Genomic DNA, 16,442 nt, shown 5'->3' with positions numbered 1-16,442 from the left:
TCGCGGCGTCCGTCTGGAGCAGGGCGGGAAGGGTCCGTCCGGCCGGGACCAAAGTCCCAGCGCCGCGGGGCCGGTCACGCGACGTGGACGCCTCAGCACTCCGCGCGATCCTTCGCGTTCAGCAGGAGCTCGGCCACCGGCCGTCGCGGCGTGGCCGGGACCGGCGTGCTGAATCCCACGCGCAGCACGGTCTGCGGGACGAGCGTGCCGCCGAGGGAGCGCCGCAGGTCTTCGCGGATCCGCCGCACCTCGACCGGCTGGGACAGGAACGACGCGGAAAGCCCGTGCGTGGTCGCGGTGAGCAGCACGCGTTGCAGCGCCTGGCCTGCCTGCAGTTCGCCGAGCGGACCGTCGTAGTGCGAGCAGAGGACCACGACGAGCGGGTCGGACTCGTAGTCCTTGCCGGGATGGCGTTCGGGGCCCTGGAAGTCGCGGAAAGTCCACTCGTCCTGCAGCTCCGGCCGGATCCCCGCCGACGCGGGTGGCACGCCGTCCACGGCGTGCGGCCGGTGGCCGGTGAAGGCCGCCAGCTCCGCCTGCACGGCCCCGTCGTCCAGCTGGATCTGGTGCGCCTGCTGGACGAATCGCTTGAGCTGGGCCCGGTCTTCAGGGGTCGTGACCACGTGCAGCCACGAGCGTTCCAGCTCGGCCGCCCGCACCAGGGAGTGCCGCTGGCGAGGGTCGACAGGGGCGTCGTGGAACGGGTGGCGGTTGGTGCGCCGGTGGGGAACGGCGTCGAGCAGCGCGCGGTTCTCCGCGTCGGGCTTGACCGTGCCGCCCTTGCGCACGACGGCGAGCGCGCCGGGTGCGTCCTGACCTGGCAGCATCGTGACGAGCGGGCGCACTCCCATGTCCTGCAACGCCAGCCGCATGTTGTACAGCGCCGCGCCGCACGACAGCCGGAGTTCGCGATCCTCGGGATCGGTCGCCCGCAGCCTGCGGGAGGTGTCCGGGTGCAACTCGATGCGGTCTGACCGGACGCGGAAGCGCCAGGGCTGGGTGTTGTGCACCGAAGGCGCGAGCGAGGCGGCCGTCAGCACCCGCCCGACCTGCTCGGGCCCCAGTCCCAGCGCCGCGGTCACCTCGGCCATGTCCTTCACCCCGTCGTGTTGCCGTTCGAAGTCCTGATCGCCCCACTGTCTGCGCAACCGCCGAGCGGCCCCACCGTCGAAGGTCCCGACCTGGCAGGGACCGCTTGGCGTCGCCACGACCTCGTGACAGGCTTGATCCATGGCCGACCCGCAGGACCCACCGGTACGCAGTCTGCTCGGTGGGCTGCGCTTGGACGATCTGCTCGACGAGATGCGCGACCGGCTCGCCGAGATCGGGTCAACGCGGGACAAGATGCAGAGCCTGCTCGACGCGGTCCTCGCGGTCGGGGCCGGTCTGGAGCTGGACTCCACCCTGCAGCGCATCGTCCAGGCCGCGGTGGAGCTCGTCGGAGCCCGCTACGGCGCGCTGGGCGTCCTCGGTTCGCACAACAACCTCTCGCAGTTCGTCTACGTCGGCATCGCCCCGGAGACCCGTGCGCACATGGGACATCTGCCCGAGGGCAAGGGCCTGCTCGGCCTGCTGATCAAGGATCCGAGGGCGATCCGGTTGCACGACCTGAGCGAGCACGTGGCGTCGGTCGGCTTCCCGGCCAACCATCCGCCGATGCACAGCTTTCTCGGCGTGCCCGTGCGGGTGCGCGACGAGATCTTCGGCAACCTCTACATGACCGAGAAGATCGGCGACGGCGACTTCACCGCCGACGACGAGGTCGTGCTGGCGGCGCTGGCCGCGGCGGCCGGTGTCGCGGTGGAGAACGCCCGCCTGTTCGAACGCTCGCGGATGCGCGAGCGGTGGCTGGAGGCGACGGCGGAGATCAACGCCCAGCTCCTCGGCGGCGCCACCGCCGAGGACGCGTTGCGGCTGATCGGCCAGCGCACCGTGGAGCTGGCGTCGGCGTCGTGGGCGGCGGTGCTGTTGCGGGACGGGAAGGAACTCCGCAGGGCGGCGCACGCGGGAGACGAGGCTGTTCCCGACACCTTCGCCGCCGACGCGCCAGTGCTCGCACAGGTGCTGGAGACGGCCGCTCCGGCGCTGGTCGAGGAGGTGGACGGCCAGCTCGGCGACCTGCCCGCGCGGACGGGAGCCGCGGTGGTGCTGCCGCTGCGGGCCGGCTCGGCGGTCACCGGTGTCCTGCTCGCGGTCCGGGACAAGGACGCTGCCCCGTTCGGCGCGGACCTGATGCCGCTGCTGGCCTCGTTCGCCGACCAGGCGGTGGTCGCGATCGAGTTCGCGGAGAACCAGAGCGCCAAACGCCTGGTGGACGTGCTGGAGGACCGCGACCGGATCGCCCGTGACCTGCACGACCACGTGATCCAGCGGTTGTTCGCCACCGGGATGAGCCTGCAGGGCGCGTTGACGTGGGTGACGCATCCGGAGGCGCGCAGGCGGGTGACGAAGGCGGTCGTCCAGCTCGACCAGACGGTGCTGGAGATCCGCACGTCGATCTTCGACCTGCAGGCGGACTCCGGTGACACCGGTCTGCGGCGCAGGCTGCTCAACGCCGTCGCCGAACTCACCGAGGACGGCGAACTGAGTCCGGCCGTGCGGATGTCGGGCACCATCGACAGCCTCGTGCCCGACTACATCGGGGAGCACGCCGAGGCGGTGGTGCGCGAGACCGTGAGCAACGCGCTGCGCCACGCACACGCCACGGAACTGACGCTCACTGTCGAGGCGGGCGACGCGCTGATCATCTCGATGGTCGACAACGGTCTGGGCATGCCTGCCGACGTCGCCCGCAGCGGTCTGCGCAACCTGGAGCAGCGCGCGGCCGAGCTGAACGGCGTGCTCACCGTCAGCGAAGAACCCGGTGGCGGTACTCGGGTGACGTGGCGGGTTCCGCTGGACTGACGGGTCAGCCGGTTTCGTTGTCGTGGGTGGGCTTGCGCAGCTGTGAGGCCAGCACGGCGGCCTGGGTGCGACGTTCGAGACCGAGCTTCGCGAGCAGGTGCGAGACGTAGTTCTTCACGGTCTTCTCCGCGAGGAACATCTTGTCCGCGATCTGCCGGTTCGTCAGGCCGTCGCCGATGTGGTCGAACACGGTCCGCTCCTGCTCGGTGAGCGCGCGGACGGGGTCGCCCTGCTCTCGTTCGCGGCGGATGCGGTTGAGCAGCGCGGCCGTGGACCGGGCGTCCAGTAGGGACTGTCCGGCCGCGACGGTCTTCACCGCCGTGGTGAGGTCGGTGCCGAGGATGCGCTTGAGCACGAACCCGGACGCACCGGCCATGATCGCGTCGAACAGCGCCTCGTCGTCGGTGAACGACGTGAGCATCAGGCATTTGAGGTCCGGCATCCGGGACATCAGCTCGCGGCACAGCTCGATGCCGTTGCCGTCGGGCAGCCGCACGTCGAGCACCGCCACGTCGGGGTTGGTCGCCGGGACCATCGTGAGCGCCTCGGTCACCGAGGCGGCCTCGCCCACGACCTCCAGGTCAGGGGAGGCGCTGAGCAGTTCCCTGATGCCGACCCTGACGATCTCGTGGTCGTCCACCAGGAAGACTCGCGACACCACCGCAACCACCCTCTCTCGATCGTTCCGCGATCACGATCTCTCAGCTGACCGGCGGCACACAGGGACCAAAGACCCTGTCACCGGGAATCGAGCGTCCTCCGGATCCGGTCGAACTCCTCGGTGTCGATGTCACCCCGGGCCAGCCGCTCCCTCAGTATGCGGGTCTCCGAGCCGGTGTGCGGGGCCCGGCGCAGCAGCACGACCACCAGGGCGACCAGGCCGCCCCAGAACACCAGCATGGTCAGCGCCATCATCGAGAACCCGCCCCAGCCCATCGGGGTGCCGTAGTACCAGGTCATCGTCATCGCCTCCGTCGTCGTGTCCAGGTTCTTCCCGGTGACCCGGCCGCGCGGAGAGTCCAAGTGCCCGATCCGGGGGAGCACGTCCGCTCTGTCCGCGCGGTGTGCCGCGGCGGAATCGTCGGGGCATGCGATGGAACCCAGCGGAGTCCGCGGAGATCGTCGAGGCAGCCGTCAAAGCGCCCGTGTACAGCGCGGACCGCCCGTGGGCGCTGGAGCTGCACGGCCGTTCGGCCTACCTCTTCGAGACAGGCCAGCGGTCCGGGCACGACCCGCTCGGCTTCGACCGGCTGCTCTCGTGCGGAGCCGCCCTGGAACACGTCGTGCTGGCCATCCGCTACGCAGGGTGGCATCCGCACGTCGTGTTCCCGACCGACCAGGCCAGCCCCGGCGTGCTCGCCGTCGTCCGGGCGGACCGCCGCGAGCCACCGGACCCGCAGGATCTCGACCTGCACCGGGCGATCCGCCTCGCCGACGCGTCCGGTGCCGGTGACGCTCATGCGCTCGGGTGGGCGAGCCACTGGGCAGGGACGGAGCTGCGCTCCCTGAACGACCACGAACTCGTCGTGATCACCACCGGCGACCGGCGCCCTGACCACGTCCGGGGCGGTGCGGCCCTGCAGGCCGCGGTGCTGGCGGGACGCAGTGCGGGTGTGGCCGTCCGGCCGGTGGTCCACCTGGTGCACCGGCGGGAGTGGCGGGCGGGCCTGATCGAGCGGCACGAGCTCGCCGGCTTTCCGCAGGCGGTGGCGATCGTCGGTGCGAAGGGCCCGGTCGGCACGGGACCTACGGCAGCGTCCGCCGGTCGTTCCGATTCCTAGCGTTGAAGCCGGAAGGGAGTTCCGCCATGCGTGCTCGCGACATCATGACCAGCCCGGTGATCACCGTGACGCCGGCCGTGCCGCTCAAGGGCGCGGCCGCGCTGATGGTCTCGCACGGGTTCACCGCGCTGCCCGTCGTCGACGACGACAAGCGCCTCGTCGGCATCATCACCGAGGCCGACCTGGTGCGCGGCAAGTACCTCGAGGAGACCGGCACCGCGGTCGCCGACGTGATGACCACCCCCGCCGTCGCGATGGACGCCGCCGCGCCGGCCGAGGTGCTCGCGCGCGTGATGATCGACGACCGGCGGCGGTGCGTCCCGATCGTCGACGGCTCGACCGTGATCGGCGTGGTCACCCGCCGCGATCTGGTGAGGGTGATCGCCAGGGCCGACACGACGGTGGCCGCGGAAGTCCAGCGCGTGCTCGACATGTACGGCGGCGGTCGCAAGTGGACGGTCAGCGTCGTCGACGGCGAGGCCGTCATCGGCGCCGCGACCACCGACGAGGACACCGAACGGGTCCTCGTCGCACTCGCCGACGCTGTGCCGGGAGTGCGCCGCGCCCGTGTTCTGACTGGAGGACAACGATGAAAGCCCCATCCGCCCCGATCGTGGCCGGCGTCGACGGCTCCACCTCCGCCCTGCTCGCCGTGGCCTGGGCCGCGCGGGAGTGTGCGCGGCACAAGGTGCCGTTGCGGCTCGTGCACGCCTACGTGCTGCCGACCCGCGGCTATCCCGAGATCATCCTGACCGGCAACGAGATCCGCCAGGCGATCGAGCAGTTGGGCCGCGACAAGCTGGACGAGGCCACCGCGGCCGCGCGGGCGGCGGCGCCCGGCGTCGAGGTGACCACCGAGATCGCGTGCTGCGGTTCCACCGCCTTGCTGATCGAGGAGTCGAAGTCCGCGCGCCTCGTCGTGGTCGGCTCGCAGGGCCTGGGCACGGTGACCGGCATGATCGTCGGCTCCACCGCCCTGGCGCTGGCGGCACACGGCAAGAGTCCTGTAGTCGTGGTGCGCGGCACGTCCGTGCCCGATGGGCCTGTTGTCGTCGGTGTCGACGGCTCCCCGACGAGTGAGGCCGCGTTGGCGTTCGCCTTCGAGACGGCGTCTGTGCGCGGTGCCCAGCTGACCGTCGTGATGTGCTGGACCGACTTCATGGTCGAGAGCGCGTACAGCTCGTCGCGGTTCACCGTGGACTGGGGCCAGGTGGAGGCCGACGAACGCAGGCTGCTGGCGCAACGCCTCGCCGGGTGGCAGGAGAAGTACCCGGACGTGCAGGTGCACCCGGTGGTCGTGCGCGATCGGCCCGTGCGGGCGCTGATGCGGTACGGGGCTGAGGCTCAGCTCGTGGTGGTGGGTAGCCACGGGCACGGCGGGTTCACCGGGATGCTGCTCGGCTCGACGAGTCAGGCACTCGTCTACAACGCGCCGTGCCCGTTGGCGGTCGTGCGGCCCGACTAGGCCGCGTACTTCAGCCGGTCGTGGTCGGAGGAATGACCACGACCGGGCATCCGGCGTGACGCAGGCAGTTCGCGGCGACGCCGTGCGCGAGGAATTCGCGGACGGCTCCGCGTCCTCGCGTGCCGATCACGAGCAGTTCGGCGTGCTTCGAGGCCTCGACCAGGTGGTCCGCCGCATCGCCGACCACGACGCACTCGGCGACGTCCGGTGCGTTGAACATCGTCGTGCGCACCTGCTGCACGGTGGCGTGGAGTTCGCGCGCCGGGTGCCGTCGGGGCATCTCGCCGTACGGGTTGAGGCCCATCGGCACGGCCGGCACCACCACGGGCTCCTGCTGGTAGGCCAGCATCGCCTCCACCCTGGCACCCCGGTGCGCCGCCTCTTCCAACGCCCACCGCAACGCCGCGCGCGACTCCGTCGAACCGTCGACGCCGACCAGGATCACAGGTGTCCTCATGGCTGCTCCCATCACTCGGAACCAGCGTGCGGCTCTGGAGCGACCGCTGGCAGGGACCAACGTCACGAGCCAGGTGAGCCCATCCGCACTGCTGACGGGCACGCGCGTGACGAACTCTTGATCGCACGGAGCGAACGGATCGAAAGGAGGACGTCATGAAGGTGAAGAGGGGCGACTGGCTGGTGGAGCCCAGCGGCCGGCGCGGACAGGTCACGGCGGTCAAGCACGCGGAGGGCAGACCTCCCTACCTCGTGCGGTGGCTGGACACCGAGCACGAGGCACTGGTGTTCCCCGGCCCGGACACGCACGTCGTCACGGCCGAGGAAGAGGCCGCGCGCCTGCGCGCGGGCTGAGCCGGTGGACACCGCTGTCGCACTCGGCCACCTCGCGACGGCGCTCGCGATCGGGTTGCTGCTGGGCGTGGAACGTGAGCACGACAACGCCGACGACTCGACCAGGCCCGCGGGCTCGCGGACGTTCCCGCTGATCGCGCTGGCCGGAGCGATCAGCGCCGCGCTGTCACCCGTCGCCGTCGCCGTCGCGCTCGGTGCGGTCGCCGCGCTCGTCATCACCTGGTACCTGCGCACCTCCGAGCCGGGTGCCACGACCGAGATCGCCGCCATCGCCACGTTCCTGCTGGGCGCGCTCGCCTGGCATCGGCCCGAGCTCGCGGTGCCGGTGGGTGTGGCGGCTGCCGCGTTGCTGGCGGCCAAACGGCCGTTGCACCGGTTCGCCCGCAAGGTGGTGAGTGATCAGGACGTGCGCGACGCGATGATCCTGTTCGTCGTCGCGTTCGTCGTGCTGCCGTTGTTGCCCAACCGGCCCCTCGGCCCGTACGGGGTGCTGAACCCCGCACGCGTGTGGTGGCTTGTCATCGCCGTCACGGTGATCGGCTGGGCGGGCTACGTGGCGGCGCGGGCGTTCGGCGAGCGCTGGGGCCTGCTGGTCACCGGGTTCGCCGGTGGCTTCGTCTCCGGCTCGGCGACCACCGCGGTGATGGCGCGCAAGCACCGAACCGTTGGTGCGGCGGCTTTTCCGGGTGCGGTGGCGGTCAACCTGGCCACTTTGGCGCAGATCGTCGCGGTGACCGCCATCGCGAGTCCGTCTGTCGCGCTGAGACTTCTGCCCGCGATCGGAGCGGGGGCGCTGGTGCTGCTGGCCGAGGTGGCGTGGCTCGTCTGGCGCACCAAGCCTGCCGAAGCGGAGAACGACGAGCCCGTGGTGAGCAGGCCGATGTCGGTGAAGGCGGCGCTGTCACTGGCCGCGATCCTCGTGCTGTTCCTGGTGGTCACCCGTGCGGCAGCGGAGTGGCTCGGCGGCGGGGGAGTGGTGGCTGCCGGCGCTCTGGGCGGCCTGGCGGACGCGCACGCCGCGGCGATCGCGGCCGCGTCGCTTGCGCCACAGTCGATTTCGGTGCACATCGCGGTGCTGGCGTGCGGTGCCGCGCTGGCCACGAACACCGTCGTGAAACTCGTGCTGGCCACGGTGGCCGGCGGACCGCGGTTCGCGCTGAGGCTCGCCGCGTGGCTCGCGCCCGCGGTCGTCGCGGTCGGGCTGGGCATGGCCTGGTAGACCGGGGACGAAGGTCCCGGACGGCGCGGGACCGCGGGCACTCACCGGCCGCGGCGCGGACCGCGAGGCTGGAGCACATGAGCGAGAAGGAGTCCCGGCCCGTGGTGGTCGGAGTCGATGGATCACCCGCCTCGCAGGCGGCGTTGCAGTGGGCCGTCGAGGACGCCCGGCGGCGCGGATGCCCGGTCGACGTGATTTCCGCGTGGCACCCGTACTACGGCGGGATGATCGGCCCCGTGCCCGCCGAGGTTCTGATGGCGATGTCGCCGCAGGCGATGAAGGAGTCGGCGCAGAAGGCGCTCGATGGTGCGGTGCACGGGTTCGAGGGCGTGGAGATCCGCCGGATTTTGGTCGAGGGCGACCCCAGGGACGCGCTCACCAAGGCGTCCGAGGAAGCGGAGCTGCTCGTCGTCGGCAGCCGCGGGCACAACACGGTCGTCGAGGTCGTCCTCGGCTCGGTCAGCTCGTACTGCGTGCACCACGCCGCGTGCCCGGTCGTCGTGATCCGGCAGCCGAAGGTCAAGAAGGAGCACGCGCTCGTTGCCGCGGCCGCACCGCTGACGCCCGGACCGCTGCTGTGAACGCGGCGGCGTTGCTGACGGACGGCTCGGTCGTCACGGTGCGCGAGCTGGGGCCGGGCGACGTCCCGGCGCTGCTCGCGCTGCACCACGAACTGCCGATCGAGGACCAGTACCTCAGGTTCTTCAGCACGTCGCCGCGGCAGTTGGAGGACTTCGTCGAGCGGATGGTCTCGCCGGCCGCCCCGCACCACGTGGTGCTCGGCGCCTACCGCGACGGCCGGCTGCTGGGGGCGGCGAGCTACGTGGTGGTGCGGCAGACGGACTTCGCGGAGGTCGCACTGGTCGTGTCGCACGCCGAGCAGGTCCACGGTGTCGGCACCCTGCTGCTGGAGCACCTGGCGTCGCTGGCACGCGGCCGCGGGGTGCGGCGGTTCACCGCCGACGTGCTCACGATCAACGGCCGGATGCTGCGCGTGTTCACGAGCATGGGGCTCGTCACCTCGATCGTGCCCGACGGCGAGGTCATCTACGTCGAGCTCGTCCTCGAGCCCGGCGACCACTACCTCGACGTGATGAGCGAACGGGAGTCGCGCGCCGACGTCGCCAGCCTGACGCACGTGCTGCGGCCCGGCTCGATCGCCGTGATCGGCGCCGGCCGTTCACCGGACTCGGTGGGCCACGCGGTCCTGCGCAACCTCGTCGAGGGCGGCTTCACCGGCGACCTGTACGCGGTCAACCCGCACGCGAAGTCCGTGGCTGGCGTCGACTGCCACGGCTCGGTGAACGACCTGCCGGAGGCACCCGAACTGGCGGTGCTGTGCGTGCCGGCGAAGGCCGTTCCCGCCGTCGCCGAGGAATGCGGTCGTCGCGGTGTGCGGGCCTTGGTCGTCATCTCGTCCGGTGTCGACGCGGAGGAGCTGCTGAACGCGGTTCGTGCGCACGGCATGCGGCTCGTCGGGCCGAACTGCCTCGGTGTGTCGACCAGTTCGCCCGGTGTGCGGATGAACGCGACCTTCGCGGCGCACAGCACGCTCCCGGGCCACATCGGGCTGATCACCCAGTCCGGCGGCATCGCGATCGGCGTGCAGGAAGAGCTGCGCCGCCTCGGTCTCGGCCTGTCGACCCTCGTCTCCACCGGCGACAAGCTCGACATCAGCAGCAACGACCTGCTGATGTGGTGGGAACACGACCAGGACACTCACATCATCGCGCTGTACCTCGAATCCTTCGGCAACCCGCGCAAGTTCGCCCGCATCGCCCGCCGCGTCGCCGCGACCAAACCGGTCCTCGCCATCCGCGCCGCCACCAGCGAAGCCGGCCAGCGCGCCGCCGCCTCGCACACCGCCTCGACCGCGACGCCGTCGGTCACCAGGGACGCGCTGTTCCGGCAGGCGGGCGTGATCGCGGTCGACAGCGTGCCCGAACTGACCGACGCCGTGATGGCCCTGAGCCGGCAGCCGCTCCCGAATGGACGGTCGGTGGCAGTGCTCAGCAACGCCGGAGGGCTCGGCGTGCTGGCCGCGGACGCCTGCGTACGCCAAGGCCTGCACATGGCCACACTCGGTGAGGGGACGCGCAAGGCGCTGGCACAGCTCGTTCCTCAGACGGCCAGCCTGCAGAACCCGGTCGACACCACCGCTGTCGTCGACGAGAAGACCTTCGCCCGCTGCCTCGACATCATCGGCGCGGACCCGGCGGTCGACTCCGTGATCACCGTGACGGTGCCGACCGCACTCGGCGACCCCACCGGCGGCGTGCACGACGTCGACGGCAAACCCGTGCTCGCGGTGCGCACCGGCCAAACCGAACGGCTCGCGGGTGACGTGCCCTGCTACGCCGAACCCGCTCGAGCCGCCGCGGCACTGGCCCGGCTGGTCGAGCGCGCGGACTGGCTGGCCCGCCCGAGGGAGTTCGCCCGCCTGAACCGGATCGACCTCGACGCCGCGAAGTCGATCGTGGCCGGGGAAGAGGGCTGGCTGCCTCCGGACGAGGTGATGGCGCTGCTGACCACGTTCGGGCTCCCGGTGCTGGGCGGAACGCTCGCGACGACCGTGGAACACGCGGTGGCGGCGCAACTGGCCTACGACGCCCCGGTCGCGCTCAAGGCGGTGGCCGACGACCTGCTGCACAAGAGCAAGGGAGGCGGCGTGGAACTCAATGTCACCGACTCGGGCGGTGTGGCGGAAGCCTTCCGCGCGTTCCAGGAACGCTTCGGCGACCGGCTGCGCGGCGTGTTCGTGCAACCGATGGCGTCCGGCGGCCGGGAGCTGCTGGTCGGTGTCGTCACCGACGAGAAGTTCGGACCACTCGTGGTCACGGGCCTCGGCGGCGTGGACACCGATCTGCTCGACGACCGCGCCGCGGCACTCGCGCCACTGTCCACAGCGGACGCGGACGACCTGCTGCACGGCTTCCGCACCGCGGGCCACGTGCTCGCCGGCACCGACGAGGACGCCGTCCGGGAAGTGCTGCTCCGAGTCGCCGAACTGGCCGGCGCACTGCCCGAGATCGTCGAGCTCGACATCAACCCCCTGGTGCTGACGGACAAGGGATGCGTGGTCGTCGACGCACGAGTCCGCGTCGCACCTGCCCGGCACACCGATCCGTTCCTGCGCCGCCTGCGCACCACCTGACAACGCGAACCAGAGGAGAAGAGCCATGAGCACCAAGCCGATCGTGGTGGGCATCGACGGAACGCCCGCGTCGGACCGAGCGCTGGAGTGGGCACTGGACGAGGCGGTCGTGCGCGGATGCCCGCTGCACGTCGTCCACGCCTGGACCTTCGAGGCGCTCGCCGACTGGACCGAGACCACCGAACAGCGCGTGCGGGCCGAGTCGGAGGCGTTGATCGAGAAGGCGGTGCGGAAGGCGTCGGAGCAGCGCCAGGACCTGCCCGAGATCGTCCGCACGAGCCTGCGCGGCGACGCGGCGGAGACGCTCGAGAAGGCCTCGGAGGGCGCCGCGATGCTGGTCGTCGCCTCGCACACCGGACACCGGATCCGCCAGATCGTCCTGGGCTCGACGAGCACGCACGTCGTACGGCACGCACACGCGCCGATCGTCGTCATCCCGGTGAACGACCGTGAGCTCGCGGAGACCACGCGATGAAGGCCGTCGACGCGATGGTCCGTCCCCTCGTCACGGTCGGACCGCGTGACTTCACCCGCTACGCCGAAGGGCTGATGGACGACTTCGGCCTGACGATGCTGCCCGTCGTCGACGGGAACATGTTCGTCGCCGTGGTGACCAAAGTCGGTTGCCGCGGCGGTGAGGGCGGCTCGCCCAAGGTCGAGCAGGTCATGACGCAGCCCGCGCTGACGGTCGGGGCGGAGTTCGACGTGGCGACGCTCTTCGAGGCGATGACCCGCTACGAGGTGCTCTGCGTGCCGGTGCTCGACGACGGCCGGGTCATCGGCGTGGTCACCCGGCTCGACGTGCTGCGCGCCATGAGCCACGACGACCCGCACCTGCGAGTGGGCCATGCCGCTGAGCACGGCTGACCGCGAGGACGTCGTCCACCACGGACTGCCGGTGGCCGAGGTCGTCCTGATGGCGGAGACCGACGAGGCAGCCGGACTCACCACCACCCAGTGGCGGGACCGGCTGGCCGCGCACGGGCCGAACGAGCTGGCCGCCGTGCGCGGCCAGAGCTGGGTGGTGCGGCTGCTCGGACAGCTGCACCACCCGCTCATCTACGTGCTGCTGGTGGCCGCGGGCATCACCGCGGCCCTGGGCGAGGTCGTGGACGCCTCCGTGGTGTTCGCCGTCGTCGTGGTCAACGCCGTCATCGGGTTCATCCAGGAGGCCCGTGCCGAACGTGCCCTGGACGCCTTGACGGCGATGGTGCGCACGGAGGTGACCGTCGTGCGCGACGGTCTCACCGCACGCGTTCCGTCCGCGGAGCTCGTGCCGGGCGACCTGGTCGTGCTGGAGGCGGGCGACCAGGTCGGCGCGGATCTCCGGCTCGTCGCCACGAAGGAGTTGCGCGTCGACGAGTCGGCGCTGACCGGCGAGTCCCTGCCGGTGGCGAAGAGTCCGGTGGAGTTGCCCTCGGACACCGCGCTGGCCGACCGGACCAACATGGCCTACTCCGGCACGCTCGTGACCGCGGGGGGCGGGCGCGGTGTCGTGATCGGGACCGCCGCGGACACCGAGATCGGCCGCGTGCACCGTCTGGTCAGCACGACCACCACCGTGCAGACCCCGCTGACCCGCAAACTCACGCGCTTCAGCCAGATCCTGACCGTGGTGATCCTCGGCCTCGCGGCGTTCAGCGTCGTTGTGGGCGTGCTACGTGGCGAACCACTCGCGGAGATGGTCACCGCGGCCGTCGCTCTTGCCGTGGGCGCGATCCCGGAAGGCCTGCCCGCCGCGGTCACCGTGACGCTGGCGATCGGGGTGGCGCGGATGGCGAAGCGCAACGCGATCATCCGCAGGTTGCCCGCCGTCGAGACGTTGGGCAGCACCACGGTGATCTGCACGGACAAGACGGGAACGCTCACCGCCAACGCGATGACGGTCAACACGGTCGTCGCAGGAGGTGCACGGCACGACCTGTCCGGCATCGGGTACGAGCCGACCGGGGCTATCACGCCTGAAGTCACCCCTGTGCTGCGTGAGTGCCTGCTGGCGGGCCTCGCGTGCAACGACGCCCGGATCGTCGAGGACGGTGGACGCTGGCTCCCGATCGGTGATCCGACCGAGGCCGCGCTCGTCGTGGCGGCGCACAAGGCCGGGCTCGACCACAGCGACGTACCCGACCGGGTGGACGTGTTGCCGTTCAACTCGGAACGGATGTTCATGGCGACCCGGCACGCCAACGACGTGGTCTACGTCAAGGGCGCGGTCGAACGGATCCTGGCACTCGCCGGGCAGGACAAGTGCGCCGAAGCCGAACAACTGGCCGCCGCCGGCCTGCGGGTCCTGGCCGTCGGACGCGCGGCAGGCGTGGAGCTGACCGAGGAATGCCTGCGGGGCAACGTGGTCCTGCTCGGCCTGGTCGCGATGCACGACCCGGCGCGGCCCGAGGCGATCGAAGCCGTGCGCGCCTGTCAGGCCGCGGGCATCGAGGTCAGGATGATCACCGGCGACCATCCGGCCACCGCCCGTGCCATCGCGGAGGAGTTCGGCATCACCGAGGTGCACGCCCGCGTCGCACCCGAGGAGAAGCTGAGGCTGGTCAAGGAGATCCAGGCCGGCGGTGACGTCGTCGCGATGACCGGCGACGGCGTGAACGACGCACCCGCGTTGCGCCGCGCGGACATCGGCGTGGCGATGGGCAAGGGCGGCACCGAGGTCGCCAAGCAGGCCGCCGACATGGTGCTGACCGACGACAACTTCGCCTCGATCCGCGCCGCGGTCGAGGAGGGCCGCGCGGTCTTCGACAACCTGCGCAAGTTCATCATCTGGACGCTGCCCACCAACATGGCCGAAGGCCTGGTGATCCTGACGGCGATCCTGCTCGGCACGGCACTGCCGATCCTGCCGGTGCAGATCCTGTGGATCAACATGACCACAGCCGTCGCGTTGGGACTGACGCTCGCGTTCGAACCGCGCGAGGCCGACGTGATGAGCCGCCCACCCCTGCCGCCGTCGCTTCCACTGCTGACCCGGCGGCTCGTCGGCCGGATCGTGTTCGTCTCGGCGATCCTGCTCGCGTGCTCGTTCGGCGCGTTCCGCTGGCAGCTCGCATCGGGTGCCACGCTGGAGGCCGCGCGGACGGTGGCGGTGAACGTCTTCGTCGGCGCCCAGATCGCCTACCTGGTCAACTGCCGCTCGCTGGAGAAGTGGCGGCCGAGCACCGGGCCGAACCGGTGGCTGTGGGTGGGCGTGGGCGTGACCGTGGGGCTGCAGCTGCTGCTGACCTACGTGCCGTTCATGAACGAGCTGTTCCACACCGAACCGCTCGGGTGGCAGCCCTGGCTGGTGGTCTTCATGCTGAGTGCGGCGGCGTACGTCGTCGTGGAGCTGGAGAAGTGGCGGCAGCGTCACGGGAAAGGCAGTTGATGGCCAAGCTGGGTCGCGAGGTGTACGAGCAGGAGCTGCTCCGGCTGCAGACCGAGCTGGTGAAGCTGCAGGAGTGGGTGAAGGCCACCGGCGCCCGGCTCGTGGTGGCGTTCGAGGGCCGGGACGCGGCGGGCAAGGGCTCGGCGATCAAACGGATCACCGAGCACCTCAACCCGCGCGTCGCCCGCATCGTGGCCCTGCCCGCACCCAGCGAACGCGAACGCACCCAGTGGTACTTCCAGCGCTACACGGCACATCTGCCGGCGGCGGGCGAGATCGTGCTGCTGGACCGCAGCTGGTACAACCGCGCCGGCGTCGAACGCGTGATGGGCTACTGCACGCCGGAGGAGCACAGGCTGTTCCTCCGGCAGTGCCCGCAGTTCGAACGGATGCTCGTCGAGGACGGCGTCCTGCTGCGCAAGTACTGGTTCTCGGTCAGCGACGCCGAGCAGGAACGCCGCTTCCGCAAGCGCCTGGACGATCCTCTGAAGCGCTGGAAGCTCTCGCCGATGGACCTCGAGTCGCTGACGCGCTGGGAGGACTACTCCCGCGCCAAGGACGAGATGATGGTGCACACCGACATCGCCGAATCACCCTGGTACGCGGTCGAGGGCGACGACAAGCGACGGGCGCGGATCAACATGATCGCCCACCTGCTCGGCACGATCGACTACCACGAGGTCACGGCGCCGAAGATCAAGCTGCCGGCGCGGCCACCGTCCAGCGGCTACCAGCGCACGGCCCGCGCCCTGCAGCGAGAAGTGCCGGATCACGCCGCCAAGCTCGTCTGAACGTCGTAGCGGAAGCCCCGCGCCGAGACTCTCGTTTCTTCGAGACCAGGGGCTCATCGGTGACGAGACCAAGGTCCCTGGGGTTCACCGCCTTCACCCGGAAGTCTCGGGGGTGGAGGTGGACCATGACCGCTGTTTCCCGACTTGTCCGCCGGGCCTTCCCCGGACACAATCCGCTCGCCACGTTCGGCGACCGGATCGAGGGTGGTGTACTCGCACTGGGGGTCGTGGTGGCGCTGCTCGCCGTCCCGGTGGCCGGAGCGGTCGGCTCGGAGATCTACGCGACGCACGTGTCGCGCGTCGGGGCCGAGCAGAAGAGCCGGATCCAGGTGGACGCCGTGCTGGCGGAGGCCGCGCCCTCGATGGACGGTGCCGTCGGCAGCGAGGCGCTGATCGAGACGACCGAGGCCGTCGCGACCTGGCACCTGCCCGGTGGCCTTGCGCGGAAGGGCGTCGTTCGCGCGCCCTACGGCGCCGAGGCCGGCACGACCCTGCGAATCTGGGTCGACCTGAGCGGTGAGCCGACCGAACCTCCCATGACGAACCAGGGAGCCGCGTTCAACGCGATCTTCAGCGCACTGCTGCTGTGGGGTCTGATCGCGGGTGCGATGGCGCTGCTGTACGGACTGGTGAGGTTCGCGTGCATGAGGATTCGGCTGCGCTGGTGGCAGCTCGAGTGGGAGCTGACCGCGCCGGACTGGACCGGGCGTTGAGGCGGTCACCGTTCCTGTTGGACGTTCCAGCGCTGTCGTTGCCGGTGTGGGACGGCTCGGCGGGGTGCGGAACCACGCCTCGTCCACCCGGAACCGCCGTTGCCCGCCGGCGTCCCGGACGCTTCCGGCACGGCCCACCGGGCACTGCCCGAAGAGGCGGTGGCACGGACGCACGACGCGGCCGCGGCCGTGAAGAAGACCGGTCTGGCACGAACGAAAAGAGAAGGCGCCG

17 protein-coding genes are annotated in these 16,442 nt (G+C 70.9%); 13 read left to right on the top strand and 4 right to left on the bottom strand.

Annotation, left to right across the window (positions count from 1 at the left end):
* Positions 1–92: 92 nt before the first annotated feature.
* Positions 93–1,091 carry an Acg family FMN-binding oxidoreductase gene (locus SK854_RS34705; protein WP_319979360.1) on the bottom strand — a complete coding sequence of 333 codons (999 nt, stop codon included), beginning with the start codon at positions 1,089–1,091 and terminating at the stop codon, positions 93–95.
* Between the two features lie 139 nt (positions 1,092–1,230).
* Here SK854_RS34705 and SK854_RS34700 point away from each other — a divergent pair, with 139 nt between their 5' ends.
* Complete coding sequence (locus tag SK854_RS34700) at positions 1,231–2,904, top strand: sensor histidine kinase (protein ID WP_319979359.1); 1,674 nt, start codon at positions 1,231–1,233, stop codon at positions 2,902–2,904.
* 4 nt (positions 2,905–2,908) lie between these two features.
* Here the strand turns inward: SK854_RS34700 and SK854_RS34695 are convergent, their stop codons facing one another.
* Together SK854_RS34695 and SK854_RS34690 are read right to left on the bottom strand one after the other, a co-directional pair.
* Positions 2,909–3,565, bottom strand: a complete 657-nt coding sequence (locus SK854_RS34695) for a response regulator transcription factor (protein ID WP_319979358.1) — start codon at positions 3,563–3,565, stop codon at positions 2,909–2,911.
* 77 nt (positions 3,566–3,642) lie between these two features.
* Complete coding sequence (locus SK854_RS34690) at positions 3,643–3,927, bottom strand: SHOCT domain-containing protein (RefSeq protein ID WP_319979357.1); 285 nt, start codon at positions 3,925–3,927, stop codon at positions 3,643–3,645.
* Positions 3,928–3,992: 65 nt separating this feature from the next.
* Here SK854_RS34690 and SK854_RS34685 point away from each other — a divergent pair, with 65 nt between their 5' ends.
* Genes SK854_RS34685 through SK854_RS34675 form a run of 3 tightly spaced genes read left to right on the top strand, consistent with a single transcriptional unit; the run spans position 3,993 to position 6,150 of the window.
* Positions 3,993–4,685: a hypothetical protein gene (locus tag SK854_RS34685; RefSeq protein ID WP_319979356.1), complete on the top strand. Its 693-nt coding sequence runs from the start codon at positions 3,993–3,995 to the stop codon at positions 4,683–4,685.
* Positions 4,686–4,711: 26 nt separating this feature from the next.
* On the top strand, positions 4,712–5,278 hold the full coding sequence (locus tag SK854_RS34680) for a CBS domain-containing protein (protein ID WP_319979355.1): 567 nt from the start codon (positions 4,712–4,714) through the stop codon (positions 5,276–5,278).
* Positions 5,275–6,150 carry a universal stress protein gene (locus SK854_RS34675; protein ID WP_319979354.1) on the top strand — a complete coding sequence of 292 codons (876 nt, stop codon included), beginning with the start codon at positions 5,275–5,277 and terminating at the stop codon, positions 6,148–6,150. The genes SK854_RS34680 and SK854_RS34675 overlap by 4 nt, the downstream gene beginning before the upstream one ends.
* 10 nt (positions 6,151–6,160) lie before the next feature.
* Here SK854_RS34675 and SK854_RS34670 read toward each other — a convergent pair whose 3' ends face one another.
* Positions 6,161–6,607: a universal stress protein gene (locus tag SK854_RS34670; RefSeq protein WP_319979353.1), complete on the bottom strand. Its 447-nt coding sequence runs from the start codon at positions 6,605–6,607 to the stop codon at positions 6,161–6,163.
* 155 nt (positions 6,608–6,762) lie between these two features.
* On the opposite strand from SK854_RS34670, the gene SK854_RS34665 reads away from it, so the two are divergent.
* The 9 genes from SK854_RS34665 to SK854_RS34625 all read left to right on the top strand — a co-directional run bounded on the left by SK854_RS34665 (position 6,763) and on the right by SK854_RS34625 (position 16,210).
* A complete protein-coding gene (locus SK854_RS34665; RefSeq protein WP_319979352.1) occupies positions 6,763–6,960 on the top strand; it encodes a DUF1918 domain-containing protein in 198 nt (65 codons plus the stop codon).
* Positions 6,961–6,964: 4 nt separating this feature from the next.
* A complete protein-coding gene (locus SK854_RS34660) occupies positions 6,965–8,179 on the top strand; it encodes an MgtC/SapB family protein (protein ID WP_319979351.1) in 1,215 nt (404 codons plus the stop codon).
* Positions 8,180–8,256: 77 nt separating this feature from the next.
* Positions 8,257–8,760, top strand: coding sequence for a universal stress protein (locus SK854_RS34655; protein WP_319979350.1), 504 nt, complete (start codon positions 8,257–8,259; stop codon positions 8,758–8,760).
* A complete protein-coding gene (locus SK854_RS34650) occupies positions 8,757–11,333 on the top strand; it encodes a bifunctional acetate--CoA ligase family protein/GNAT family N-acetyltransferase (RefSeq protein ID WP_319979349.1) in 2,577 nt (858 codons plus the stop codon). Before SK854_RS34655 ends, SK854_RS34650 begins: the two co-directional genes overlap by 4 nt.
* Positions 11,334–11,358: 25 nt before the next feature.
* Positions 11,359–11,808, top strand: coding sequence for a universal stress protein (locus tag SK854_RS34645; RefSeq protein WP_319979348.1), 450 nt, complete (start codon positions 11,359–11,361; stop codon positions 11,806–11,808).
* Complete coding sequence (locus tag SK854_RS34640; RefSeq protein ID WP_319979347.1) at positions 11,805–12,200, top strand: CBS domain-containing protein; 396 nt, start codon at positions 11,805–11,807, stop codon at positions 12,198–12,200. The genes SK854_RS34645 and SK854_RS34640 overlap by 4 nt, the downstream gene beginning before the upstream one ends.
* A complete protein-coding gene (locus tag SK854_RS34635; RefSeq protein WP_319979346.1) occupies positions 12,181–14,706 on the top strand; it encodes a cation-translocating P-type ATPase in 2,526 nt (841 codons plus the stop codon). The genes SK854_RS34640 and SK854_RS34635 overlap by 20 nt, the downstream gene beginning before the upstream one ends.
* The gene (gene ppk2, locus SK854_RS34630; RefSeq protein WP_319979345.1) at positions 14,706–15,497 is read left to right on the top strand and encodes a polyphosphate kinase 2; all 792 of its coding nucleotides are present in this window, start codon (positions 14,706–14,708) and stop codon (positions 15,495–15,497) included. Before SK854_RS34635 ends, ppk2 begins: the two co-directional genes overlap by 1 nt.
* Positions 15,498–15,622: 125 nt before the next feature.
* Positions 15,623–16,210 carry an Rv1733c family protein gene (locus SK854_RS34625; RefSeq protein ID WP_319979344.1) on the top strand — a complete coding sequence of 196 codons (588 nt, stop codon included), beginning with the start codon at positions 15,623–15,625 and terminating at the stop codon, positions 16,208–16,210.
* Positions 16,211–16,442: the final 232 nt, after the last annotated feature.

Origin of the sequence: Lentzea sokolovensis (assembly GCF_033949975.1) — a bacterium.
GTDB lineage: Bacteria > Actinomycetota > Actinomycetes > Mycobacteriales > Pseudonocardiaceae > Lentzea > Lentzea sokolovensis.
This window is presented reverse-complemented; position numbering and strand designations above follow the sequence as displayed.

What these genes read in the sequence shown, in the direction of transcription:
- SK854_RS34640 (WP_319979347.1), top strand. Translation starts at nt 11,805, where the DNA reads ATGAAGGCCGTCGACGCGATGGTCCGTCCCCTCGTCACGGTCGGACCG.
- SK854_RS34700 (WP_319979359.1), top strand. Translation starts at nt 1,231, where the DNA reads ATGGCCGACCCGCAGGACCCACCGGTACGCAGTCTGCTCGGTGGGCTG.
- SK854_RS34675 (WP_319979354.1), top strand. Translation starts at nt 5,275, where the DNA reads ATGAAAGCCCCATCCGCCCCGATCGTGGCCGGCGTCGACGGCTCCACC.
- SK854_RS34705 (WP_319979360.1), bottom strand. Translation starts at nt 1,091, where the DNA reads ATGGCCGAGGTGACCGCGGCGCTGGGACTGGGGCCCGAGCAGGTCGGG.
- ppk2 (WP_319979345.1), top strand. Translation starts at nt 14,706, where the DNA reads ATGGCCAAGCTGGGTCGCGAGGTGTACGAGCAGGAGCTGCTCCGGCTG.
- SK854_RS34625 (WP_319979344.1), top strand. Translation starts at nt 15,623, where the DNA reads ATGACCGCTGTTTCCCGACTTGTCCGCCGGGCCTTCCCCGGACACAAT.
- SK854_RS34655 (WP_319979350.1), top strand. Translation starts at nt 8,257, where the DNA reads ATGAGCGAGAAGGAGTCCCGGCCCGTGGTGGTCGGAGTCGATGGATCA.
- SK854_RS34635 (WP_319979346.1), top strand. Translation starts at nt 12,181, where the DNA reads ATGCCGCTGAGCACGGCTGACCGCGAGGACGTCGTCCACCACGGACTG.
- SK854_RS34685 (WP_319979356.1), top strand. Translation starts at nt 3,993, where the DNA reads ATGCGATGGAACCCAGCGGAGTCCGCGGAGATCGTCGAGGCAGCCGTC.
- SK854_RS34670 (WP_319979353.1), bottom strand. Translation starts at nt 6,607, where the DNA reads ATGAGGACACCTGTGATCCTGGTCGGCGTCGACGGTTCGACGGAGTCG.
- SK854_RS34680 (WP_319979355.1), top strand. Translation starts at nt 4,712, where the DNA reads ATGCGTGCTCGCGACATCATGACCAGCCCGGTGATCACCGTGACGCCG.
- SK854_RS34665 (WP_319979352.1), top strand. Translation starts at nt 6,763, where the DNA reads ATGAAGGTGAAGAGGGGCGACTGGCTGGTGGAGCCCAGCGGCCGGCGC.
- SK854_RS34645 (WP_319979348.1), top strand. Translation starts at nt 11,359, where the DNA reads ATGAGCACCAAGCCGATCGTGGTGGGCATCGACGGAACGCCCGCGTCG.